At 37.2% G+C, this 23,402-nt stretch carries 19 protein-coding genes; 5 read left to right on the top strand and 14 right to left on the bottom strand.

Going from position 1 to position 23,402, the window contains the following annotated elements; genetic code table 11:
• Positions 1-46: 46 nt before the first annotated feature.
• From recD2 to IGM13_RS10860, 4 genes are all read right to left on the bottom strand, one after another.
• Positions 47-2,656 carry an SF1B family DNA helicase RecD2 gene (gene recD2 / locus IGM13_RS10845; RefSeq protein WP_002419466.1) on the bottom strand — a complete coding sequence of 870 codons (2,610 nt, stop codon included), beginning with the start codon at positions 2,654-2,656 and terminating at the stop codon, positions 47-49.
• Between the two features lie 26 nt (positions 2,657-2,682).
• Positions 2,683-3,327 carry a histidine phosphatase family protein gene (locus IGM13_RS10850; RefSeq protein WP_002419465.1) on the bottom strand — a complete coding sequence of 215 codons (645 nt, stop codon included), beginning with the start codon at positions 3,325-3,327 and terminating at the stop codon, positions 2,683-2,685.
• Between the two features lie 217 nt (positions 3,328-3,544).
• Positions 3,545-4,051 carry a tRNA (uridine(34)/cytosine(34)/5-carboxymethylaminomethyluridine(34)-2'-O)-methyltransferase TrmL gene (gene trmL, locus IGM13_RS10855; RefSeq protein ID WP_002356493.1) on the bottom strand — a complete coding sequence of 169 codons (507 nt, stop codon included), beginning with the start codon at positions 4,049-4,051 and terminating at the stop codon, positions 3,545-3,547.
• A 312-nt stretch (positions 4,052-4,363) separates the two neighbouring features.
• Entirely contained in the window at positions 4,364-5,209 is an 846-nt protein-coding gene (locus IGM13_RS10860) for a methyltransferase domain-containing protein (RefSeq protein ID WP_002419464.1), read from the bottom strand.
• Between the two features lie 129 nt (positions 5,210-5,338).
• On the opposite strand from IGM13_RS10860, the gene cutC reads away from it, so the two are divergent.
• Positions 5,339-5,968, top strand: coding sequence for a copper homeostasis protein CutC (gene cutC / locus IGM13_RS10865; protein WP_002359565.1), 630 nt, complete (start codon positions 5,339-5,341; stop codon positions 5,966-5,968).
• 117 nt (positions 5,969-6,085) lie between these two features.
• Here cutC and mgtE read toward each other — a convergent pair whose 3' ends face one another.
• Genes mgtE through IGM13_RS10885 form a run of 4 tightly spaced genes read right to left on the bottom strand, consistent with a single transcriptional unit; the run spans position 6,086 to position 9,863 of the window.
• Positions 6,086-7,447, bottom strand: coding sequence for a magnesium transporter (mgtE, locus tag IGM13_RS10870; RefSeq protein ID WP_002362548.1), 1,362 nt, complete (start codon positions 7,445-7,447; stop codon positions 6,086-6,088).
• A gap of 30 nt (positions 7,448-7,477) precedes the next feature.
• A complete protein-coding gene (locus IGM13_RS10875) occupies positions 7,478-8,371 on the bottom strand; it encodes an RluA family pseudouridine synthase (RefSeq protein WP_002362281.1) in 894 nt (297 codons plus the stop codon).
• Positions 8,372-8,378: 7 nt separating this feature from the next.
• Positions 8,379-9,176: an NAD kinase gene (locus tag IGM13_RS10880; RefSeq protein ID WP_002356486.1), complete on the bottom strand. Its 798-nt coding sequence runs from the start codon at positions 9,174-9,176 to the stop codon at positions 8,379-8,381.
• 12 nt (positions 9,177-9,188) lie between these two features.
• Positions 9,189-9,863: a GTP pyrophosphokinase gene (locus IGM13_RS10885; protein WP_002356484.1), complete on the bottom strand. Its 675-nt coding sequence runs from the start codon at positions 9,861-9,863 to the stop codon at positions 9,189-9,191.
• Between the two features lie 196 nt (positions 9,864-10,059).
• On the opposite strand from IGM13_RS10885, the gene IGM13_RS10890 reads away from it, so the two are divergent.
• Together IGM13_RS10890 and IGM13_RS10895 are read left to right on the top strand one after the other, a co-directional pair.
• On the top strand, positions 10,060-10,638 hold the full coding sequence (locus IGM13_RS10890; RefSeq protein WP_002356483.1) for a CYTH domain-containing protein: 579 nt from the start codon (positions 10,060-10,062) through the stop codon (positions 10,636-10,638).
• A gap of 63 nt (positions 10,639-10,701) precedes the next feature.
• Positions 10,702-11,361 carry a ClpXP adapter SpxH family protein gene (locus IGM13_RS10895; protein WP_002356482.1) on the top strand — a complete coding sequence of 220 codons (660 nt, stop codon included), beginning with the start codon at positions 10,702-10,704 and terminating at the stop codon, positions 11,359-11,361.
• Between the two features lie 91 nt (positions 11,362-11,452).
• Here IGM13_RS10895 and pepF read toward each other — a convergent pair whose 3' ends face one another.
• The 4 genes from pepF to spxA all read right to left on the bottom strand — a co-directional run bounded on the left by pepF (position 11,453) and on the right by spxA (position 15,982).
• A complete protein-coding gene (gene pepF / locus IGM13_RS10900) occupies positions 11,453-13,264 on the bottom strand; it encodes an oligoendopeptidase F (protein ID WP_002419462.1) in 1,812 nt (603 codons plus the stop codon).
• A gap of 47 nt (positions 13,265-13,311) precedes the next feature.
• Entirely contained in the window at positions 13,312-14,490 is a 1,179-nt protein-coding gene (locus tag IGM13_RS10905) for a competence protein CoiA (RefSeq protein ID WP_002419461.1), read from the bottom strand.
• 88 nt (positions 14,491-14,578) lie between these two features.
• Complete coding sequence (locus tag IGM13_RS10910) at positions 14,579-15,241, bottom strand: adaptor protein MecA (RefSeq protein WP_002356478.1); 663 nt, start codon at positions 15,239-15,241, stop codon at positions 14,579-14,581.
• Between the two features lie 342 nt (positions 15,242-15,583).
• On the bottom strand, positions 15,584-15,982 hold the full coding sequence (gene spxA, locus IGM13_RS10915) for a transcriptional regulator SpxA (protein ID WP_002356477.1): 399 nt from the start codon (positions 15,980-15,982) through the stop codon (positions 15,584-15,586).
• Positions 15,983-16,341: 359 nt separating this feature from the next.
• Between spxA and trpS the strand changes: the two genes are divergently transcribed.
• A complete protein-coding gene (gene trpS / locus IGM13_RS10920) occupies positions 16,342-17,352 on the top strand; it encodes a tryptophan--tRNA ligase (protein ID WP_080348959.1) in 1,011 nt (336 codons plus the stop codon).
• Between the two features lie 43 nt (positions 17,353-17,395).
• Here the strand turns inward: trpS and IGM13_RS10925 are convergent, their stop codons facing one another.
• Positions 17,396-19,111 (bottom strand): ABC transporter ATP-binding protein, encoded by a 1,716-nt coding sequence (locus tag IGM13_RS10925; RefSeq protein WP_002416861.1) that lies wholly within the window; start codon positions 19,109-19,111, stop codon positions 17,396-17,398.
• 327 nt (positions 19,112-19,438) lie between these two features.
• Between IGM13_RS10925 and IGM13_RS10930 the strand changes: the two genes are divergently transcribed.
• Complete coding sequence (locus IGM13_RS10930) at positions 19,439-20,152, top strand: HAD family hydrolase (protein ID WP_002356474.1); 714 nt, start codon at positions 19,439-19,441, stop codon at positions 20,150-20,152.
• A 52-nt stretch (positions 20,153-20,204) separates the two neighbouring features.
• Here IGM13_RS10930 and IGM13_RS10935 read toward each other — a convergent pair whose 3' ends face one another.
• Positions 20,205-23,402: a DEAD/DEAH box helicase gene (locus IGM13_RS10935; RefSeq protein ID WP_048945234.1), complete on the bottom strand. Its 3,198-nt coding sequence runs from the start codon at positions 23,400-23,402 to the stop codon at positions 20,205-20,207.

Here is a 23,402-nt window from a genome sequence, read left to right on the forward strand (position 1 = left end):
AAAGAGTGCCATAAGTCAAAACGACTTATGGCACTCTTTCCTTTTCTCACATAAATTGATAAGGCGTCGTATCCTTCATTCCAATCATTGGATCAACAGCATTTGTTTGAATAATTTCGACTGTTAGTCGTGGTTCTTTTGGTAATGATTCTTCGACAACTTTTGTCGCTTTATTTACTGTTTCTGGGGTTGATTCTTCCCCTTCATCAGCAAATAGTGAAACTTCTTGTACAGTTGTTTCAGCTAATTGCTCGTCTGTTTCTTTTATCTGATCGGCTTTCGTTGATTGCTGTTCAGTTTCATAAGAGACAGCTTTTGTTTCCGTTTCAGTAAATGGATGGTCTGCCGTTAAACCTTCTTCATAGGCTTCTAACTGGGTTCTAGTCGTTAAGGTCATTTGTTCTGCGTTCACGATTCGTTCTTTTAGCATCGTCATGCGACTAGCCGATTCGTTTTTGACACATGTTTCAAAAGCAGAAACCTCACCTAATAGAATTAATAATTCTTTACTACGTGTCACTGCTGTATACAACAAATTTCGTTGCAGCATTCGGCTATACTGATGAACCATTGGCAGTAACACCATGCGGAATTCACTACCTTGCGCTTTATGAATCGAACAACAATAGGATAACGTAATTTTATTCCATTCATTTCTTTTATACGTTACTTCATTATTATCAAACTGTAAAACCAACTCGTCCACTTTGTCCTCTGAGTCTTTGGCTAAAGTAATTCCGACGATTTCTCCCATATCTCCATTGAACACATTTAATTCTGGCGTATTGACTAGTTGCAAAACTTTGTCCCCAATCCGATAGACGGTGTCATTCCATTTGACTTCTTTTTTCTTACCATCATTTGGATTGAAGATTTCTTGCATCATCTTATTCAAGGCATCAATGCCGGCTACGCCACGATACATTGGCGCTAAAACTTGGATATCTTGTGGCGTAAACCCTTTTGCTTTTGCCTTTGTGACGATTTGTCGAATGTATTCTTCGATATGACCAATATCACTTGCAAAGAACGAGCGATCCTTTTGATTTTTTTGAAAATCAGCAGGCAACTTTCCTTCTTTAATTTCATGGGCAAGAGGAATAATACTTGAACCGTCTCCTTGACGATAAATTTCGTTTAGCTCACATTTGGGAATTTCGTTAATTTGCAATAAGTCATGTAAGACTTGACCTGGACCGACAGACGGTAGCTGGTCCTTATCACCAACAAAAATCACTTGCATGTTTGTCGGAATAGCTTTTAATAACGTATTGGCTAACCAAGTATCCACCATTGACATTTCATCTACAATTAGCAAACCGCCTTCTAATTCTTTGGCGGTTAAACTCGGATTTTTTTCACGACCTGTCAAGCCTAACAAACGATGGATGGTACTTGCAGGTAAACCTGTCGTTTCGTTCATACGTTTCGCTGCTCGCCCAGTTGGCGCCGCTAGCAAGATTGGAAACATCTCCTGCGTGTAGTCTTTGAGATCTAATGAAAGACCATTTAGCTCCGCAAACAACGAGACAATCCCATTAATAACAGTTGTTTTCCCTGTTCCGGGCCCTCCAGTTAAAATAAATAACGGCGATTTAATCGCTTCTTCAATCGCTGCTTGTTGCGAGTCGCCATACTGAATATTTAAACGTTTCTCAATCATTCGGATATTTTTTTGGACTTCTTCTTCCTCGTAATGAATTTCTTTTTTACGAGAAAGTAAACGCTGAATCGAAGTACCAATGCCCCATTCAGAAAAATAGAGACTGTTCTCAAAAAGTTTAGTCTCTTCTTGTTGGATTTTTCCATGTTCGACTAACGTAATGATTTCATTGGCCACTTGATCAGGTGAGATTTCCACTGGGCGACTTGCTTCCAAGGTCCGAATCGCTTCTTCTAATAAAACATCTGCTTGAACATACGTATTGCCTGAACGAATAGAGTGTTCAAACACTTCATGTAAAATCGCCGCTCGAATTCGAACAGCAGAATCCGCCTGAATGCCGATTTGTTCAGCAATATTGTCCGCTCGTTTAAATCCGACTCCCTCAATATCTTCAACTAACTGATAAGGATTTTCTTGAATCACAGAAAGGGTTTCTTCTTGATACGTTTGATAAATTGAAAAAGCTAACTGACTACCGAAGCCGTATCGATTTAGTCCCACAATCACTTGCTCCATCCCGTGATTCAAGCGAATTGTTTCGACGATTACTTGACGTTTTTTTTCATTTAAAACAGTAACTTCTTCCAAAACACTCGGGTCATCAATAATTCGGTCAATCGCACTTTCCCCTAATACTTCAACAATTTTTTCAGCTGTTCGTTTACCAATGCCAGGAAATTTGTCACTTGATAAATAGTTAACCACCCCACTAGCCGAAGTCGGTCTTTCTTGCTGATAACTATCCACCTGAAACTGTCTGCCATAACGAGGATGGTCCACAAAATGACCAAAGAAACGATAGGGTTCCTCTTCTTGAACTTGGCCAAAACTTCCAGTTACTACAATTTCTTTTTCTAAATAATCTGTATTTGTATCGGTCACATTTACAAGAACGACTTTATAAAAATTACTGGGATTTTCAAAAAAGATTGCTTGTACAGTCCCAACAATAAAGGCTTTTTCTTCGTCCTCACCAAAAAGTGTTACCACTACAAGCCCTCCTTTCTATTGTGCGCTTATTGTGCTTTTTCTTTAGCTAAAAAAGACGTATCATTCCATAACGTTAAGTCGTACGGCATGTTCCTTGATGCCTCTTTGGTTTCAAGGATTGAAAGGCTATTGTTTAACAGCCCGCCCATTGTCCGTAATTCTGATAATGGTTTACCAGCCATCGCTTGGATTGCCGCTGTCAAGGCTGCTCCGTGTCCGACAAATAGAACTGGACCTTCGTGCTGCTTCGCCGCTTCAGCAACTGTTTCTGAAATCCGTTGAATCGCTTGCTCGATTGGTTCACCATCAAAAATTGTTGGATCATACAAATCTAAACGATGCCGTAAATGATCTAATTCTTCTCCATAAAAATTACGCATTTCTTCAATATATTGTCCTTCTAGACGCCCTAAACCTAATTCTTTTAAGGTATCTGTATAAACAATTTCAACTGGATGAGTCAATTCTTGTTGAATTCCCCGCGCAGTATTTTTGGCACGTAATAGCGGACTAGAATAAATTTTTTCAAACGGAATATCTTGTAAATATTGGCCTAATTGTTTAATTTCGTCATAACTAGTTGATAATAACGGCGAATCTCCTGTCATTCCTTGAAATCGTTTCTGTTGATTCCATTCAGTTTTTCCATGTCGTGTAAAATATAATTTCATGTAACTTCTCCAAACTTCTTTATCTCTTCATATGTCTTTCTAGTTTATCACTTCCCTGCGAAAATATCCATGGAAGTTTCTAGTAATCCAAGCAAAATAAGCCTAGAACAAAAATCTAAATTGTTTTTTGTTCTAGGCTTGAAAATTGGGCAACAGTATAAATAAAGCCACTTTCTTCTGACATTTTTGAAAAAAAGCGTTACTGTCTTAACTTTTTTTAATCCAATTTATCATTTTCATAATGATGCGTCAGTTCTAAGTTCGGAAAATTTTGCTGACGTAAGGCTTCATAAACAATTAGTGCGGCAGTGTTAGAAAGATTCAGTGAGCGCACATGTTCATCATTCATAGGAATTCGGATACACTTTTCTTCGTTTTCTCGCATAAACGTTTCTGGTAAGCCCGTTGTTTCTTTTCCAAAAAGGAAATAATGGTCCTCGCCATCATTATAATTGACCTCACTGTATGTTTGGTGAGCAAATTTGGTTACTAAATGCAAGTGTTTGCCTGCCACATGGGCTAAAAAGGCAGCCAAATCTTTATGATACGTAATATTTACATCATTCCAATAATCTAATCCGGCACGTTTTAAGTGTTTATCATCTGTTGAAAATCCTAAAGGTTCAATTAAATGCAACGGTGTATTCGTCGCTGCACATGTCCGTGCAATATTTCCAGTATTTGCTGGAATTTGTGGTTCAAATAAAACAATATGGTTCGTCAACTATCTTCAGCTCCTCAAATATCAATCGTGTTCATTTTAGCATAAATTCAAAATAAATAGCGCCCACAATACTTATTTTCAAAAAAAAACCGCATGACGCGATGATGTCAGGCGGCAGCTATTCTAACCAATAAAAAAAACGTACCGTCTCGGTGTCTAGCACGGCGAGTCGTTACGTTAGTGAAGGTCTCTTCACTAACTTTTATCAGAACAGGACCCTGATAAAAACCAATGAAAAAACAACTTGTAAGTAATATAACACCAATGTCACTTTATTGCAAGACTTTTTTAGGATTTTCTTCACAAAAAAGTCTATCTTTTACGACCTACTAACAAGCGGACGTCAATCGTGATTTTTTCCAATGGTCGCTGTTGTAGCTCGGCTTTAACTTCTTGAGAAACTTGCCACTCTAATGGCGACATTTCTAATAAATCCAACCGTCTTTCCTCGGGAATGTCAAAGCAATAAGTTATTCGTTCATCTACTTCCACAGCTAATTCCTCTGCAAAACGTTGGACTACTTTTTGATTGGAATAACTTTGTTTCTTTTCGTCATTGGGATAAAAAGCCGCTCGTAATTCCTTTAAATAATTCTCTTCAGGAATAATTTTAATCACAGTCCCGTCAGATTTTAGTACTCGCCGAAATTCTTGATAATGTGAAGGAGAAAAAATATTTAAAATCGTATCAAGCCCTTCATTCGCAAATGGCAAATTCGTTAAATCCGCCACACACCAAAACGCATCAATTGGCTGATTACTTGCTAAATAGATTCCTTCCTTTGATAAATCAAACCCGATTTTCAGTCCAGATAAGCCTGCTTGACTTAACTCAGCTAGAAAACTCCCTTCACCACAACCAACATCGACTACTGTTTTATTTTGAGGAAGATAGTGCATAATTTTGTTTAAAACAGACGCGTACATGCCACTTTGAATCATTTTTCCTCGAGAAGTAAACATTTTTTTATTATATTCTGTCTGAACGCCATGATTTAGAAAGTATAGCGTGCCTTTCTTGGATAAATCAAATTGATGCCTCTGTTGACAAATCAGACCAACCCCTTCTACATGCATTGGTTCATGACAAGTTGGACAGCGAAATACGGCTGCTTCTTTTTTCAATAATTGTTGTGCTCGTTCAATTTTCTTTAACATTTAAAACTCCTTACGTTCATCAAATGAACATTTTCTCTTATAAAAAGTTGCACTCTTTTTTTCAGGGCTATGGTAGTAAGCAGAATTATGGTACAATGCCTGTGAAGAAAAAGCAAGGAGCGATAAGAAATGATTAAAGAATTCTGTGCCGAAAATTTCACTAAGATTCCCCAAGCCATTCAAAAAGGTGCGAATCGCATCGAATTATGCGATAACTTAGCCGTAGGTGGAACGACGCCAAGTACTGGTGTTATTGAAGAAGTCTTAGCATACGCTGGCGAACATTCTGTACCAGTGATGACAATCATTCGTCCTCGTGGCGGCAATTTTGTCTATAATGATATTGAATTAAAAATTATGCATACCGATTTAATCGAAGCAAAGAAATTAGGAACCGACGGCATTGTTATTGGCTGTTTAACTGAGGACGGTTGGTTAGATGAAGAAGCTTTGGACTTATTCATTGAAACAGCTGAAGGCTTGCAAATCACTTTCCATATGGCTTTTGATGCCTTGTCGAAAGAAAACCAATTTAAGGCGATCGACTGGTTAGCTGAGCGTGGTGTGACGCGTATTTTAACTCATGGTGGGCCAGCTGGTACCCCTATCGAAGACAACTTTGATCATTTAAAAGAATTAATTGCCTACGCAGATCAACGGATTCTTATTTTACCAGGTGGCGGTATTTCCACAGAAAACGTTCAAACTGTGATGGACACTTTAAAAGTCACAGAAGTCCATGGCACAAAAATTGTTTAATTTCTTGTATCTAAAAAAGTGAGGTAGCCGTCGTAGCAACGGCTATCTCACTTTTTTGATTTCAAGCAAACCAACGAATCCTTTTACCTCAGTCTCATGATAAATAAGTGCAATTTTTTAAACAAAATAACGCATAAACATGCTGGCAATATTGAAATAAATTAATACACTGGTTAAATCACTTAAGGTCGTAATAAACGGGCCACTGGCAACTGCGGGATCAAACCCTAATTTATCCATTAACATTGGGATTAAACTCCCTGCTAAATTCGCCACAGTAATTGCACAGAGCATTGCCATCCCAATCACAAATCCAAGCGGAAGATTATGTTGCCACACACCAACCACAATCATAATGGTTAAACCTGTCACAGCCCCCGTCACTAGTCCCGTGAGCACTTCACTTAAGATTAAGCGACCAAAATTACTATCCTTTTCATCTTTCATAGCCAAACGGCGTACCGCGACCGCCAATGATTGTGTCCCGGCATTGCCGGCTGTTCCGGTAATTAAAGAAATAAAAACGGCTAAAATACTCGCTTCGCTAACTAAAGACTCATAATTACTGATTAACGAGGCCGTAGACATCCCTAAAAACAGCAGCGTAATTAACCAAGGTAATCGTTTAGAAGCGGCTTTTAAAGGGTTCTCACTAACTTCCTCAACGTCGACCCCGGCTAAACCAGAGTAGTCGCTAGCGGCCTCATCATCAATAACATCAATAATATCATCAACTGTTACAATCCCCAACAAATGATCATCATAATCTGTAACTGGCACAGCCAAGAAGTCATAGTCACGAATTGTTTGCGCGACATCTTCTTGGTCATCGCCAACATGAACTGAAATAACCCGTTCATTCAAAATATCAGCAATCAAGGTATCATCATCATTAACAATTAAATCCCGCAACGAAATAACGCCGACTAAATGATTTTCTTGGTCGACTACGTAAACGTAATAGATTGTTTCTGCCATGTCCGCTTGATTCTTTAAGACGTACATCGCAGAACGCACTGTTTGATTCGCCACAATCGAAACAAATTCGGTGGTCATAATCGCCCCAGCAGTTTCATCTTCGTAATGAAGTAACTCTTTAATTTCACCTGCTTCTTCACTACTTAACAAACTAAGATATTTCGCCTTTTGACTTTTATCTAACATATTTAGTAAATCCACCGCATTATCGGTATACATCTCAGCTAACATATCTGCTGCATAACTTGGGCGCATTTCAGCTAAATAATCTTTCATATTCTCATTATCTTCTTCGATAACATCAAACATATCCGCTAGTTCTTTCGGAGATAGGTAATTGTATAAATGTTGTCGGTCTTTTTCATCTAACGATTGGTAAAATTGTCCTTGTTCATAAATGTGTAACGCTAAAAATAGCTCACGAAATTCGTTCATTTGTTGATTTTTTAGCGTTTCTAAAAGAAGGGCAAATTGCTCTTCCATTTCTTGGCCTTCATTCATCTTACACTTTCCCCTCCTGCCTCTTTATTATTATAACGTATCATCTACACTTTTCATATCCTCCGCTAGTGGGGAAATCAGATGAACCGTTTCTTTGGTAAAAGGATGAGTAAAAATCAGTTCCATGCAATGCAACGCTTGCCGCTCAATTCCTTGATCCATCTTTCCATGATACATCTCATCCCCTAACAATGAACAGCCAATTGCTTCAAAATGTACCCGAATTTGGTGTGTTCGTCCTGTATGAAGCTGAATGCGCACAGCTGCTGCTTGGGCTCCTCTTTTTGCGAGCCAATATTCTGTACTAGCAAATTGACCCGTTTCGATAACTTGACGTTTTAATAAAGAGGACAAGTCGCGCCCAATTGGCTTTTCAATCAATTGATGCTCGTTTAACTGCTCAATCGCTCCACCAACAAGAGCATAATAAATTTTTGTCACCTTTTTTTCTCGTAATTCTTGATCAATTAAAGCATGAGCAAAGCCGTGTTTCGCAAATAACATCAGCCCAGAAGTATCTCGATCTAAACGAGTCACGACATGAATAACTTGATTCACGTAATTTTGACGCTTGTAATAGCCCTTAACACGATTCGCCATCGTTCCTGAAGGATGATACTGAGCAGGTATCGAGGCAATGCCAGCGGGCTTATTAACTACTAAAAAATGATCATCTTCAAACACAATTTCAATCGGTTCATCATCTGTTAATAATGTCTCATGTTCCGCTTCATCTGGAATCGTCATTTTAACGACATCGCCAGTTTGTAAAGGATAGATGGCATTTTGAACGGTCCCATTCACTTGGATTTTACCACCTTGAAATTTCACCTTAGCTAATAACCCTTTTGAAACGCCTTGTTCCTTTAAAAAATATTTCACTTGTTGTGTTGTTTCTTTGTCATATGTCCATTGAAATTCCATCGTTTAATTAATCCTCACCAATAAAGGCATCTTTCACTCGATGCCAGAAATGCATGTGCCGATAAGAGGCAAAATGAATCCGTTCGTCTGCAATTCGATAGCAGACAGAAGCGATATTTTCTTGATAAATATCTAATTGGTCCACCGTGACAAAATAATCATCGCTTTCCTGTAATTTAATCTCCAGCCACTCCGTATGTGCGATTACAATCGGTGAACCCAATGTTCGAAAGACACGATTGTTTAAGGAGGCGATTTCGGTTAACTGAAACGCATTAATGCTAGGATGCAAAACAGCTCCACCAATACTTTTATTATACGCAGTAGAGCCGGTTGGGGTCGAAATCGACAACCCGTCACCACGAAATCGTTCAAACAGTTCGTCTTTAATAAACACATCGCCCACCATCGTCCGGTTTCCTCGTTTAATTGTCGATTCATTTAATGCTAAAAAATGTTTATCTGGTTTCCCATCTCTAAACCGAATCCGCACATCTAATAATGGATAACTTGTACTTTTTTCACGATGAATACATAAACTTTCAACTAGTTCTTTTAATTCATAATCACGCCAATCTGTATAGAAACCCAAGTGTCCGGTATGTACACCTAAGAAACTTACTTCGTTTAACAGATGATTAAATCGATGAAAAGCGGAAAGAAGCGTACCATCTCCGCCGACTGAAATCACAAGTTCAGGTTGACGATTGTCTATTTGAATTTGGTTTTGCTCTAATAGTGTTGTCAGTTGTTTTGTGACTTGTTTCGATTTTTCTTCCGAGTTATGAACAATCGCCACTTTCATAAGCAGACTCCTTTACTGATTTTCTGGTGTTTCGTTTTTAATTTGCTTATAGTATTCGTTTTCTAGCAATCCACGGCCATGAGAGAAGTAATGTTGTGCTTCTTGAATTTCTTCACGAATAGATGACATTTCTTCATCTAATAAATAGGCTGCCTCTGCCGCTCGCTGAAGGCGTTCTTTCATTTCTTCAGGAAAGACACCTTGATATTTATAATTCAAAGAATGTTCAATCGTTGCCCAAAAATTCATGGAGAGTGTCCGAATTTGGATTTCGGCCAAAATAATCTTTTCCCCGGTGACTAATTGCACAGGGTATTCCACCACCACATGGTACGAACGATAGCCACTTTCTTTTTTATTTTCAATGTAGTCCCGTTCTTCCACAATTTTTAAGTCTTTACGATTTCTTAAAAGTGCGACTACCTGGTAAATGTCTTCCACAAATTGGCACATAATCCGCAAACCAGCAATGTCTTGCATTTCTTCTTCAATCCGATTTAAAGGAATATGCCGAATAGCCGTCTTTGTCAAAATACTATCTACTGGTTTCACACGTCCTGTAACGAATTCAATTGGTATGTGTTTATCTTGCTCCCGAAATTGTTTACGAATACCTCGTAGTTTTACTTTTAATTCGCTGACCGCCTGTTCATATGGCGCTAAAAACAGCTCCCACTCTCGTTCCATGGTAGATCCCTCAATTTCCTTGAATTTCATTCACTGATTATTTTACCACAGTCCTCCCTAAAATAGGGTGTTATTCGCTATTTGATTTCCAAACGCCTTTCATTAGAAAAAATTTTCACAGAGAAGACCACTTTTCTTGACGGAAACCTATATAATATGTGAAAATTGGAGTGATTTAAGAAAGAGAGAGAACCCCATGAGTGAGCACTTAGAAATTGAATTTAAAACATTAGTTAGTCCGCAAGATTTCAAACGATTAATCGACCATTTTGCTATTCAAAAAACGGACTTTTTTACGCAAACAAATCATTATTTTGATACGGACGATTTTCAATTAAAAGCACAACGAATGGGCTTAAGAATTCGCGTATTAGCAGATCGTGGTGAGTTAACCTTAAAAGTTCCTGCGCCAGAAGGATTATTAGAAATCAATGACCCTTTATCGCTTGAGACGGCGAACCACTTTATCAAGAGGAATCACCTCCCTACTGAGGGGGCTGTGGCGAAGAAATTACAAGAATTAGGGATTGAAATCGCCTCGATCCATTTGATTGGTTCATTAAAAACAGCACGTGCAGAAAAACAAATTCCTCAAGGACTACTTGCGTTAGACGAAAGTTGGTATAACCAACAGCACGATTTTGAATTAGAGTTAGAAGTTACTGAAGCTGAAAGCGGCAAGCAAGCGTTTCAAACATTAATGGCTGATTTGAACATTCCCATTACGCTTGCACCTAACAAGATTCAACGCATGATGCGGACCACTGCCCCTTAGTATTCGAAGCACTGACGTTCTGGCACCTGTATTTGAAAAAGCATGGCATTGGAGGAAGTATGAATGGTTGAAATTTATTTGTTCGTCAATCCTTTAGGCGGCGTCTGTTTAGAAATTGAAAAAGAAATTATACAATTGTCTGTTAACGACAAGAAGAAAATACAATTGCGCTTTATCCCTTTATTAAACATGAAAACGATCAATGAATTTTTGAGTCGTCAACATATTCCGATTAATGACATTAAACGACGGAATCGAATTTTTGAAGATTTATACTCAGCCGCTCTTGACTATAAAGCAGCACAGTTACAAGGCCGAAAAAAAGGCCGACAATTGTTGATTGGCCTACAAAAAGCAGTAGCTGAAGACGGTCTAGCATACTCTCCTGAGTTATCAGAAGAACTACTTCTAGCGGCCGGCGGGGATATTGATATGTATCGTAAAGACCGACAATCCGATTTTGTCAAAGAATCTTTCCAAACCGACCAAAAAGTTGCTCGAGAAATGGGGATTAAACAACATCCTACCGCAGTCGTTTACAACTATACTTGCGAGAACGATTTCGGCATTTTAGTCGAAAATTTTGAAAACATGGATGAAATTAAACAACTTTGTCGTGTCCATCCACATAACGAACCGTTGCTGGACCAAGGTGACGCAACCTTTGAATTTAAACGTCGCTCCAATTATCATTTTCCAAATGGACATTTACATTTATTATAAAAAAGATGCTGCGAGAAAAGCGGTTAACTGATTATCTTAAGAGTTAAAAAGTGGGCTATAAGTCATTTCGACTTATAGCCCACTTTTTTGTCTATAATTTTTCAACCAAAGCTTCTAATTCCGTTAAACGTTCTTCAAAAACTTTCATTGCATCTTCGATATACGCGGCTTGTGTCATATCCACGCCCGCTTTTTTCATCACTTCAATTGGGAAGTCACTACTTCCTGCTTTCAAGTAGTTAAGATAGTTCTCTAAAGCTCCCTCTTCTCCAGCTAAAATATGTTTAGACAATGCCGAAGCGGCTGAGAAGCCAGTTGCATATTGATAAACATAGTAATTGTAATAAAAATGGGGAATTCTCGCCCATTCGTAACTGATTTCTTCGTCTCTAACTACTTCTGGTCCATAATATTTAGCATTTAGCTCGCCATAATACTCACTCAAATATTCACTCGTTAATGGCGTGCCTTTAGCATCTTCCGTGTGAATAAAATGTTCAAATTCCGCAAATTGCGTTTGACGGAAAATGGTTCCCTTAAAGCCGTCTAAATAGTGATTTAAGACATACGCACGTACTTTAGGATCTGTTTCTGTTTGTAATAAATATTCTGTTAAAATATTTTCATTTGTGGTTGAAGCAATCTCAGCTAAGAAAATTGAATAGTCGCCATAAACATACGGCTGATTATTTCTTGTATAGTAACTATGAACACTATGGCCCATCTCATGGACTAATGTAAATAGTTGATCCAAACTATCATGCCAATTCATTAAAATATATGGGGCTGTATCATAAGCTCCTGAAGAATATGCGCCGCTTCGTTTTCCTTGATTTTCAATCACATCAATCCAACGACTTGAAAAAGCTTCTTTAACAATAGATAAATAGTCTTCACCTAGTGGTTTTAAAGCCTCAATTGCTTTTTCTTTTGCTTCTTCATAGCTGTAACGAATTGGTGCTTCACCTAGCAAAGGTGCATACAAGTCGTACATGTGTAATTCTTCTACGTTTAATAATTTTTTTCTTAATTTTACATAACGATGTAGCAAAGGTAAATGTTTATTTACTACAGCTACTAATGTTTCGTGAACACTTTCAGGGATATGATTACTTGCTAAAGAGGCTGCCCGAGCAGAATCATAATTTCTAATTTTTGCTTTATAATTATGCGTTTTAACATGTGCACCTAAAGTTGAGGCTAATGTATTTCTAAATTGTTTGTATACTTTGTACAACCCTTTAAATGCTGCTTCACGAACAGATGGATCGACACTTTCCATTAATTGACCATAAACGCCATGAGAAAGTTGAATCGTTTCGCCTTCAGCATTTTGCACAGTTGGAAATTCTAAGTCTGCATTATTTAAAATTGAAAATGTATTACTTGAGGCACCAAAAATTTCACTAGCCCCCGCCAGTAAAGCTTCTTGTTCCATCGATAAAACATGGGGACGTTCATCTAAAATATTTTGAATATAGTGACGATAAACAGCTAATTTCGGCTGCTCTTCAAAATATCCCCAGATTTGTTCATCACTTAATGTTAAAACCTCTGGGTCAAACCAAGAAACAGCTTCACTAACTTGTGCATATAAAGAACTAGCTCTGGCATATAAAGCTTGGTAAGCTGTATTTGTAGTGTCTTGATCATTTTTTAAATGAGAATAGACATATAATGTTTCCACTTTTCGATAGACATCTAAAACGTATTCTAACGCAGCTAGAAAAGCTTCTGCGCCATTCCCTAAGGTACCTTTAAATGACTCTGCTTGTTTTAGCTCCTCTGTCAACTGATTATACGCAACATCAAAAGCAGCATCATCTTTAAAAATTTTGGTTAAATCCCAAGTCAATGGAGTTGGAACTTCATCACGTGTTGGTAATTGTTTAATTTCGCTCATAGTTTACTCTCCTTTAAGAAACGTTTTACTCATTATACTATCATAATTTAACACGTGTGACTAAAAAAATGTTGTTTTTTCACTTTTTTTAGCCAATGAACGAGCTTTTCAGGATCTTCTCTTAGGAAAATACTAGTTATTAGGTACTTATTGTTTACTTTAATTAACACATAACATTCTTGTAACCAGCTCAATAAGCTATTCCCCACGATTTTAAAAAGCTTTTTTAAGCCAATATTCGGCAGTGGTTGCCAAACAAAGTTCCCTTCTTCCAAAAAACTAGCTTCCAAGATACGCCATAGTTCCTGTTTGGTCACTAAACGCCCTTCTTTGGTTTTTAGTGCTTCCCAAACAAGCATTTTTAAATGAATATCTTCTTCAGAAGAAGGTAATAGCTTCAATCCAGGATAGTAAAACCAAGGAGGTAACTGGAGAAGGTGACAACCTTTCGTGTATAAAAAGCTTTGTGTTCTAAGCAACTGAGCATTTCTGTAACCAAGTTGTTGAGTCAATTTTTGATAATAATCATGCATCAATTGACCAGTATGCTGTCTACCTGGCAGTAAATTTAAATTAGCAGTCGGTAGTTGGATGATTTCTAGTAATTTTTTTTCGTAAAAATCCCATGATTGTTTTCTTCTATAAAATTGTTGACATTGACTCTCTTCAATATGACAAAGTAACTCTATTCGTTCTTGTTTCTTATTGGCCGTCCATAAATAAAACCCCAAGGACTCCGAAAAGTAAAGAAATTGTTTCGTTAATTGCGTGAGCTTGTCTTTAGGCACTAATCGTTCACCTAAAATCCAAACAACTTGATAGCCATGAGTTTGATAAGTCTCCGTCCGTTCCACCAAACGTTTAATTGGCAATGGACTACATTGAATTTCAATGGCTATCTTCCCAATGAGTAAATCTGGGCGTTGCTTCAAGGTGGGTAAGTATGCCTCAACTTGAAAGGACAGCTTTTCGCGTAAACACTTTTCCGCAAAAAGCTGCTTCAAGCGGAGGTGTTCTTCTGTTTCAGCTTCTGCTTCGTACCAACAACTATTCTTTTTACGATGAGCAAAATGGGGTATTTTAATGGGGCCTGCCTTCAAAATGACCGATTGATGACACATTGGACACACAAAAGCTTGTTCGCTTCGTATCTGTGTTAATTCATCAATCGAGCAATCGATTAAAGAAAATAATTCTTGGTTGTCTGCCGTTAAAGCTGTTAACATGATTTTCACCTCTCATAAATAAACTACGCAAAGTTTCTTAATTTTCATCAAAAAAAAAGCAAAAACTCGAAAGTTTTTGCTTTTTTGCTTAATCATTAAAGTAATAACGTGTTAATTCCAGCGCACTGCGTTCCATAATACAAGTGCCATATTCGACTAAAGTATCCTGAGTGACAGTTGTTTTATGAGCAAATTCTAAAATCTGTGCAATTTCATTGTCAACATTTGTTTTTTCTAATTCATCGGTTAAGAACAAAACTTGTAAGTAATAACGATCGTTGTACGTGTATAAGTTAGTCAAAACAGATTGCATGAAGACTTCTTTGGATAATTGGATCATCGCTTCAAAATTATCTAATTCAAAGATTACATTTCTGTTTGTTTCATCTGTGGCTTCCATCTCATCAAGTTCATCGGCGGCTGCTTTGTCTGCTTCAATTTGTTTGCGAATTAATTCGCTAACATCTGCATTGACTTCGCTCAGACCTTCTAAGGAAGACAAGTCGTCCATAGCGACATTTTTACTAATAAACAGTTCTAAGCCATCATTTTTAGGCAAGACTTGGAAAGTGACTGCTTCACTACCTTGGAATTCATCTTCGACATCAACTTCTTCTAAAATACTATAAAAGAAATTTTCAACATCTTTGTGGTTTCCTAGTAAGTCAAGAAAAGTAATCCCTCTATCCGCCAGGTCTTCGTTGCCAATTAACACACGAATCGTATTTTCATTAATATGTTCCATTTCCATAGCGCTACACCTCTCTTTGCTTCAATCAGGAAACTTCTTACGTTCATTGTAGCGAAAACTACACAAAAGTAAAGTGGAAAGTCTGTAAATCCTCGAAAACTAGCGAACGTTTTATAAACTTTGAACTTTTTTAACGATTGGTTTTTCGCTCCTTCTACCTCTTCATCTTAACGCAGTCTCTCCAAAAAAGATACTATTTTTCCTTGACCACGTTCTGCCAAATCAAATGAATACAAGTTCTAAATATGTATTAAAAAGCCAGAGATAAAAATCCCTGGCCCTAAATTCATATGAATCGTTCTTTATTACAATTAACAAATAAAGAACAAAATTTTATATTTTTTATAAACCTGCCATTAATTGTGCTTGGCGCAATTCCAGTTGTCGAACATCTCTTGGTAAGAATCGACGAATTTCATCTTCGTTAAAACCGACTTGTAATCTTTTCTCATCAATCATAATTGGCCGACGCAACAATCCAGGGTTTTCTTGAACCAACTCTAATAAATCTTGAAGTGGAAGCTCGTCCAAATCCATATTTAATTTTTGGAAAACTTTAGAGCGAGTAGAGATAATCTCTTCTGTTCCATCTTCTGTCATGATTAAAATTGCTTTTAATTCCTCAATATTTAAAGGTTCAGAAAAAATATTTCTTTCTTTAAAAGGAATTTCGTGCTCTTGCAACCAGGCTCTAGCCTTACGACATGACGTGCAACTCGGGGAAGTATAAAGTGTCAACATTGTGCATCACTCCTTTTCGCGAATCATCGCGTTTCTGAAACAGGGAACTGTACTGTTCCTCTATTTAAAACCAGTATACCTAATTTCTAATAAAAATACTAGGGGTTTTTAAACATTTTTTATTAACTTTGTTTATTTTTCCTTCATTACATCCGTGTAAAATTAGGGTTAATTTTTATGAAATTTTATGGATATTCGTTATGATTCTGTAAAAAAGTAATACAGCTTTCTATTTTTATGGTTGCTGTTATAATTTACTTCTCTTGGTGATTTTTCAAGAAGTTCCCATGTATTTTTTTCTAATAAAATGTATAATAGAACTATTCACTATCTTAAGTCTAAAGTCAGGTGGTTATTTAATGAAAACAATTTTTTCTGGTATTCAGCCCAGTGGTACTCCGACAATCGGAAATTACATTGGTGCAATGAAACAATTTATCGAATTACAAAATGAATACAATTGTTATTTTTGTATTGTAGATGAACATGCCATTACCGTTCCCCAAGAACCGCAAAAGCTACGCCAGCAAATTCGTAGCTTAGCAGCTCTTTACCTAGCGGTTGGTTTAGACCCACAAAAAGCAACAATTTTCATACAGTCTGAAGTGAGTGCGCATGCAGAAGCTGGTTGGATCATTCAGTGCAATACTTCTATTGGTGAGTTAGAACGAATGACACAATTTAAAGATAAATCGCAAAAAAATGGTCGTGCTGGCGTAAGCGCTGGTCTTTTAACATACCCTCCATTAATGGTTGGTGATATCGTGTTGTACAACGCTGACTTAGTGCCAGTCGGAGATGATCAAAAACAACATTTAGAATTAACACGTGATTTTGTGGAACGCTTCAACAAACGTTACGCCCCAAAAAATCAAGAAATTTTAACGATGCCTGAAGTAAAAATCGCTGAGCAAGGTAGTCGAATTATGAGCTTACAAGAACCAACGAAAAAGATGAGTAAGTCTGATACAAATGTGAAGGGCTTTATTTCAATGCTTGATGAGCCAGCAGTGATTCGCAAAAAAATCCGCTCTGCTGTAACTGATTCAACTGGTGTAATTGAATATAATAAAGAAGAAAAACCTGGCATTACTAACTTACTAAATATTTATTCTGCTGCGACAGGTCAAACTGTTGAGGAGCTTGTTCAAGCTTACGAAGGCAAAGGCTATGGAGACTTCAAAGCAGATTTAGCAGAAGCAGTGGTTGCCTTATTAGAACCTATTCAAGTGCGCTACCAAGAGCTTCTAGCTTCAGAAGAATTAGATATGATTTTAGATGAGGGCGCAGAAAACGCTCGCCAGGTAGCCAACAAAACACTTCAACGAATGAAAAATGCTGTTGGTTTGGGAAGAAAAGTTCGGCGCTAACTAAACATAATAAAAACCCGCGAATTTTTATTCGCGGTTTTTTTTATGTTCTAAATTGAGCATCGTACAGCCGACGATAATGGCCTCTTTGCGCGTACAAAGTTTCATGTGTTCCATCTTCTAAAATTCCTTGGTCACTAACCACGATTATTCGATCAGCATGTTTAATCGTTGCCAGTCTGTGGGCAATAATTAATGTTGTTCGCCCGTCAGCTAACGAGTTTAATGACTCTTGAATCACTTGCTCTGTTTCTGTATCTAATGCAGAAGTCGCTTCATCTAGAATTAAAATCGGCGGGTTCTTCAAGAACATTCGCGCAATTGCCACTCGTTGCTTTTGACCGCCCGATAATTTCACGCCACGTTCGCCAATAATTGTGTCCAAGCCATCTGGCATTAGCTGAATTACATGTTCTAAATGTGCTAATTTCACCGCTTGTTGAATGTCTATTTCTGTAGCATTTAAATTCCCATAAGCAATATTTTCTCGTAATGTTCCAGGGAATAAAAACACATCTTGTTGAACAATTCCAATTTGCTTACGTAATGAAGCCAAGGTCATTTGCTGGATATTTCTACCATCGATCGTAATTTCACCACTACTGACTTCATAAAAACGAGGCAACAGATTACACAAGGTCGTTTTTCCTGAACCACTTTGTCCAACGAAAGCAACGGTTTCGCCAGGTTGAATTTTTAAATTGATATGGTCTAAAACTTTTGTGCCATCTTCATAAGCAAATGAAACATCTTTATAGGCAATCATTCCTTCTAAATGCGAAACAGCAACAGCTCCTGGCAAATCTTTGATGGCCGGTTGTTTGTCCATTTCTTCCGTAAAACGTTTAAAACCAGCAAATCCTTTGGGATAACTTTCAATCATATTGTTGACTTTTTCAATCGGCCGAATAAAAATATTGGCTAATAAAATAAATCCTACAAACTGACCTTCTGTAATTTCTCCTTTAATTGTATAATACGCACCAAAAATTAATGAAAATAAATTTATCAGACGAATTAATAAGTAATTATAGGCGGAACTGACACCCATCACCTTATAAAAATATAATTTCGATTTTCGATACATTTGATTTAAATAATTAAACTGTTTTCGTTCAAATGGTTCATTTGCAAAAGATTGCGTGACACGTATCCCACTTACTGACGCTTCAATCCCAGCATTAAATTCACCTAAATTATCGTAAATATCCGTATTCGCTTTTGTCATTTTTTTATTAAAATAGCCTAACGCAATCGTGATAAATGGCAATAAAATAAACGTAGCGATGGCTAATTTCACGTGAATGGTTAACATTAATAAAAAAGAACCTGCTAACGTCATAATCGTAATAAAGACGTCTTCTGGACCATGATGCGCCACTTCCGAAATTTCAAAAAGATCAGTGGTCAAACGGCTCATTAATTTCCCTGTTTTTTGATTATCATAATACTCAAACGGTTGTGTTTGAAGATGCTGATATAATTCTTCACGCATATCTGTTTCAATATTCACGCCTAACATATGACCAAAATAAACCACAATAAATTGTAAAAACGTATTGATTATATAAAATGCAAATAAGCCCGCACTAGCTAATGCAATGAGGCGAAAATCTCCTTTTGGCATAATCTTATCAATTACTTGGTTGACTGCTACTGGAAAAGCCAACTCTAACAGCCCCGCAAAAACGGCACACCCAAAATCCAAAATAAATAATCGACGATAAGGTCGATAATACCCAAAAAAACGCTTTAACATAACTCCTTAACTCTCCCCCTTCATTCTCACTCATTATACGGAAAAAGACGGTCTCTTGCAAAATTCTAACTTCTATCAGAACGCATGTTATTTAAGTAACTTTGACTCAAAATCATTTTCACAAACTTTTCATTATCAGAATATTTTTTCATTTATCGTTTCCATTTTTTCGGTAAAAATAACTATAATTGTCTTTTCCCGCAAGGCTTTGATTTCTGCGAAAAACCTTGAAATACAGTGAAAAATACTCTATTTATTTGTGAAAATATCAGCTACAATATAACATATGAAAAGTTTTGTAAAAAAGTTAAGAGGTGCACTTGTTAAATGAGAACCATTGTTTTTGATGTTGATGACACGCTGTACGATCAGCAACAACCCTTTCGAAATGCGATGACTAAAATTTTCCCGAACGTTGCGACAGAGGATATGCATGAATTGTATCTTCGTTTTAGACACCACAGCGATGAAACGTTTCCGAAAGTTTTAGCCAATGAATGGTCCCTAGATTTCATGCGGTTTTTCCGGATGAATGAAACATTAAAGGATCTAAACTATCCAGGAATTTCACAAGAAGAAGGAAAAATTTTCCAACAAGTTTATGAAGAAGAATTGGATAATATTACGATGCATCCAGAAGTTACTAAGCTTCTTGATACTTTACAAGAAAAGGAAATTCCGATGGGGATTATTACAAATGGTCCAACAGACCATCAATTTAAAAAAGTTAAACAATTGAATCTTGAAAAATGGGTTCCAAGCCAAAATATCATTATTTCTCAAAGTACGGGTTTTCAAAAACCTGAAAAGGAAATTTTTGATTTAGCCTGTAATCAATTTTGTATGGAACCTGAACATACTTTATATGTTGGTGATAGTTATGACAATGATATTGTAGGCGCACGTAATGGTGGCTGGCATTCTCTTTGGTTTAACCACCGCTCTCGTGAACTACCAAGTTGCCAACCTGCATCACACCTTGCAGAAGTCACTTGTTTCACTGAACTTTGTCCGACTGTGGAGAAATTATTTAATCTTTAAAAATAAAAAAGCCTAACTACGCTTCAAATTTGAAATGTAGTTAGGTTTTTTTCTATTCTCCAATGCTTAAAATTGTGCGAATATCTTCTTCCGTCATTTTCGCTAATTGCTCTTCATTTCCTTGAATCACTTTTTGGAACAGCTCGCGTTTCTCTTGCTGTAAGGAATTCATTTTTTCTTCAACCGTTCCTTCTGCAATCATCCGCCACACTTCAACAACCTTTTTTTGTCCCATGCGGTGTGCCCGACCAGCCGCTTGTTCTTCGACTGCGGGATTCCACCACAAATCGTATAAAATAACTGTATCTGCACCAGTTAAATTTAGTCCGGTTCCCCCTGCTTTCAATGAAATTAAAAAGACATCTTTTTCTCCTTCATTGAAGGCATTCGCCATCGTTAACCGATCTTGGGGCTTCGTACTTCCTCGTAAATAGAACGTCTCTAAACCTAATTCATTCAATTCTTTTTCTAAGATAGAAAGCATGCTTGTGAACTGAGAAAATAATAGAACACGACGATTGTTTTCTTTTGCAGCCACTAAAAAGTCTTTGACTTGTTCCACTTTGCCAGAACCTCCCGTGTAATCCTCAATAAACAAACGCGGATCGCAACAGATTTGTCGTAAACGGGTCAAGCCTGCTAAAATACTCATACGATTTTTCTTGAAGGTTGCCTGATCCATTTGACTAACATCTGCTTGCATTTGTTTTAGATAGGCCAAATAAACCGTTTTTTGTTCTTCTGTTAAGACACTGTACATATTATTTTCAATTTTTTCTGGTAAGTCTGCGAGCACCGTTTTCTTGTCTCGTCGTAAAATGAATGGTTGAATCATTTTGGCAATTTCTTCCGGCTTAATTTCTCGAAAGGCTTTTTTGCCTGGGAACAATCCCGGTAAGATCATTTGGAAAATTGACCACAGTTCATCTAAATTATTTTCAATTGGTGTGCCACTTAATGCAAAACGTTGCGGTACTTTTAAACTTTTTAAGGCTTGCGCCGTTTTGGTCCCACTATTTTTAACCATTTGAGCCTCATCTAGAATCAAATAGCCGACACGCATTTCCTGATAAAGCTGAACATCTTGTCGCATACTTGCATAAGAAGTAATCAGAATATCTTCAGTGCTATTTTGTAAAAGCGCTGCTCGTTCTTGGCGGTTGCCAGAAACCACTTGAACATTTAAGGTTGGCGCAAAACGTTTGACTTCGGCTAACCAGTTATAGGTTAAACTTGCAGGTGCGACAATCAAAGCTGTCCCTTTCAAGCGCTCTTCTTCTTTTTCCGAAAGTAAATAGGTAATGGTTTGCAGTGTCTTCCCTAAACCCATTTCATCAGCTAAAATACCGCCAAATTGATAATGGCTAAGCATTTTCAGCCATTTATAACCTGTTTCTTGGTAATGGCGTAACGTTGCTTGTAAGGTTTTGGGGACTTGCGCTTCAAAGTTTTCTGGATGCGTTAAATCCGTGACCATTTTTTTAAAGGAATCTGAAAAATGTGCCCGCTCGTTGTCTTCTAATAAACTTTCGATCATGAGACCTTGATTTTTGGGCACATGAATGACATTGTCTTCTTGATGCATATTTTTTCGCAGCTTCGTTAAAATTGCACTTGTATGGAAAAATTCCTCTGAGTCAAAAGCAAGAATTTCACCACTTTTTAACGTATAAAAAGCATCATTACGTAGCAGACTAGTCAATACTGCATCGATTTCGGTTTCATCAATGCCAGTGACATCAAACCGAATATCTAACCAAGAATCCCCTTCCGCAACTTCAATCGTTGGTTGATGATGCTGGGCATCTAAATACAATTCCCGTAATTTCCGTCCCATCCGAACTTCTCCTAATTGACGGAAAGCTGGAACTTCGGCTTTAAAGAAATAATACAAGGACTCTCCAGCAGGTAAGACTTTTTCAAAGCCTGTGGTTGTTTGCTGATAGGCAAACTGTTGAAATTGCTGCTTAATTGCTGTTTCTTTTGCTTTATCTCGAACGATTTCTTGATTAACTTCAGGTAATTGAGCATATTTCGGGTTTGTCGAGAAAATGACTTCTCCATAGTGATAATCAATCCGAGCGTTAATCCGACCTTTAATTTTCTTAAAAATAAAGACTGCTTTTAAAGGATGATGGAGGACTAATTCTTCAACTGATTCTTCAACAGACACTCGACCAATTTTTTCCAATAATGGTAACACTTCACTAAATAAATCAGAAACTGTTTCTTTTTCATAAATAATGGACGGCTCTTCCAAGCGTTTCATCAATTGAAGTAACGTGGTGTAGATGGCTTCCTGCTCTTCTGTTAGTAAATAAACCGTTTGATCCGCAATCGCCCAGTGATAGTGGGCTAGAAATGTTGTAATAGGATTCTGAATAGTTAATTTGAAGCTTTGTTCCTCGGTTTTTTGCACTGTAAACGTAAGTGGCAAACTGGTTTCTTTGAACGTTAGATAGCGATACTTATGAGTTTGATTGGTCAATATAAACTGACCCGTTCGATTCATTTTTTCAACTAACGATTGACTGCGATCAATTGGTAATAATAGATAACGTTTGTCGATTTTCCCTTTAACTTGAATACCGTTTGCACCTAATAATTGGCTGGTATGATAAATTGCCGCAAGTTCTGTTAAAATTTCTTGAATCTCCATTGAAAAAGAATCATGTAGCAAAGTAAATTGGTGTTGTTTATTCACCATAAAAGTCATTTCTTTTTCATATGCTTGTAAAAAATCACCAATATTTTTCACAATATATGTTTTAGGTTTGGTGCCTTCCAAACCAATTTTTAAAGAAAGACCAATCGTTGATAATTCTGGATAGTAATTATTCGTTTCAATCACATCTAAATGAAATTCTAAACGTAAAGGCTGCAAGGGAACTTCGGCAGAAGCTTTGCTTAATTTGGCAAAGCCTTTTGTAAACATTTCAGCTGTTGATCGATTTGTTTTCTCAAAACTGACTGTTTGATTCGCTTGAATAATTCTTGACACGCCTCGTTGTTTCAGTGCCAGTTCAACTGCCACTGTATGCTTGCAATAGCCATGTTCCATCCAATATTGACATTCACAAACATCTTGTTCTTTGGCGGTACCATCCAATTCAACAAGATAAAGTTCTTCCCCTAAAACCTCAGACAACCAGATCCTTTTTTCTGGATTTTGAACGATAGATAAGACCCGGCCTTCTTGCATATATTCGCGCCCTTGTTCAACGATTCGCTCTGGAATACTCCATTTCAT

The organism is Enterococcus sp. DIV0561, from assembly GCF_050539875.1.
Taxonomy (GTDB): domain Bacteria; phylum Bacillota; class Bacilli; order Lactobacillales; family Enterococcaceae; genus Enterococcus; species Enterococcus faecalis.

What these genes read in the sequence shown, in the direction of transcription:
- IGM13_RS10930 (WP_002356474.1), top strand. Translation starts at nt 19,439, where the DNA reads ATGAGAACCATTGTTTTTGATGTTGATGACACGCTGTACGATCAGCAA.
- IGM13_RS10860 (WP_002419464.1), bottom strand. Translation starts at nt 5,209, where the DNA reads ATGTTAAAGAAAATTGAACGAGCACAACAATTATTGAAAAAAGAAGCA.
- IGM13_RS10905 (WP_002419461.1), bottom strand. Translation starts at nt 14,490, where the DNA reads ATGTTAACAGCTTTAACGGCAGACAACCAAGAATTATTTTCTTTAATC.
- IGM13_RS10895 (WP_002356482.1), top strand. Translation starts at nt 10,702, where the DNA reads ATGGTTGAAATTTATTTGTTCGTCAATCCTTTAGGCGGCGTCTGTTTA.
- IGM13_RS10890 (WP_002356483.1), top strand. Translation starts at nt 10,060, where the DNA reads ATGAGTGAGCACTTAGAAATTGAATTTAAAACATTAGTTAGTCCGCAA.
- spxA (WP_002356477.1), bottom strand. Translation starts at nt 15,982, where the DNA reads ATGTTGACACTTTATACTTCCCCGAGTTGCACGTCATGTCGTAAGGCT.
- IGM13_RS10935 (WP_048945234.1), bottom strand. Translation starts at nt 23,402, where the DNA reads ATGAAATGGAGTATTCCAGAGCGAATCGTTGAACAAGGGCGCGAATAT.
- IGM13_RS10850 (WP_002419465.1), bottom strand. Translation starts at nt 3,327, where the DNA reads ATGAAATTATATTTTACACGACATGGAAAAACTGAATGGAATCAACAG.
- pepF (WP_002419462.1), bottom strand. Translation starts at nt 13,264, where the DNA reads ATGAGCGAAATTAAACAATTACCAACACGTGATGAAGTTCCAACTCCA.
- cutC (WP_002359565.1), top strand. Translation starts at nt 5,339, where the DNA reads ATGATTAAAGAATTCTGTGCCGAAAATTTCACTAAGATTCCCCAAGCC.
- mgtE (WP_002362548.1), bottom strand. Translation starts at nt 7,447, where the DNA reads ATGAATGAAGGCCAAGAAATGGAAGAGCAATTTGCCCTTCTTTTAGAA.
- trpS (WP_080348959.1), top strand. Translation starts at nt 16,342, where the DNA reads ATGAAAACAATTTTTTCTGGTATTCAGCCCAGTGGTACTCCGACAATC.
- IGM13_RS10925 (WP_002416861.1), bottom strand. Translation starts at nt 19,111, where the DNA reads ATGTTAAAGCGTTTTTTTGGGTATTATCGACCTTATCGTCGATTATTT.
- IGM13_RS10910 (WP_002356478.1), bottom strand. Translation starts at nt 15,241, where the DNA reads ATGGAAATGGAACATATTAATGAAAATACGATTCGTGTGTTAATTGGC.
- IGM13_RS10875 (WP_002362281.1), bottom strand. Translation starts at nt 8,371, where the DNA reads ATGGAATTTCAATGGACATATGACAAAGAAACAACACAACAAGTGAAA.
- IGM13_RS10885 (WP_002356484.1), bottom strand. Translation starts at nt 9,863, where the DNA reads ATGGAACGAGAGTGGGAGCTGTTTTTAGCGCCATATGAACAGGCGGTC.
- IGM13_RS10880 (WP_002356486.1), bottom strand. Translation starts at nt 9,176, where the DNA reads ATGAAAGTGGCGATTGTTCATAACTCGGAAGAAAAATCGAAACAAGTC.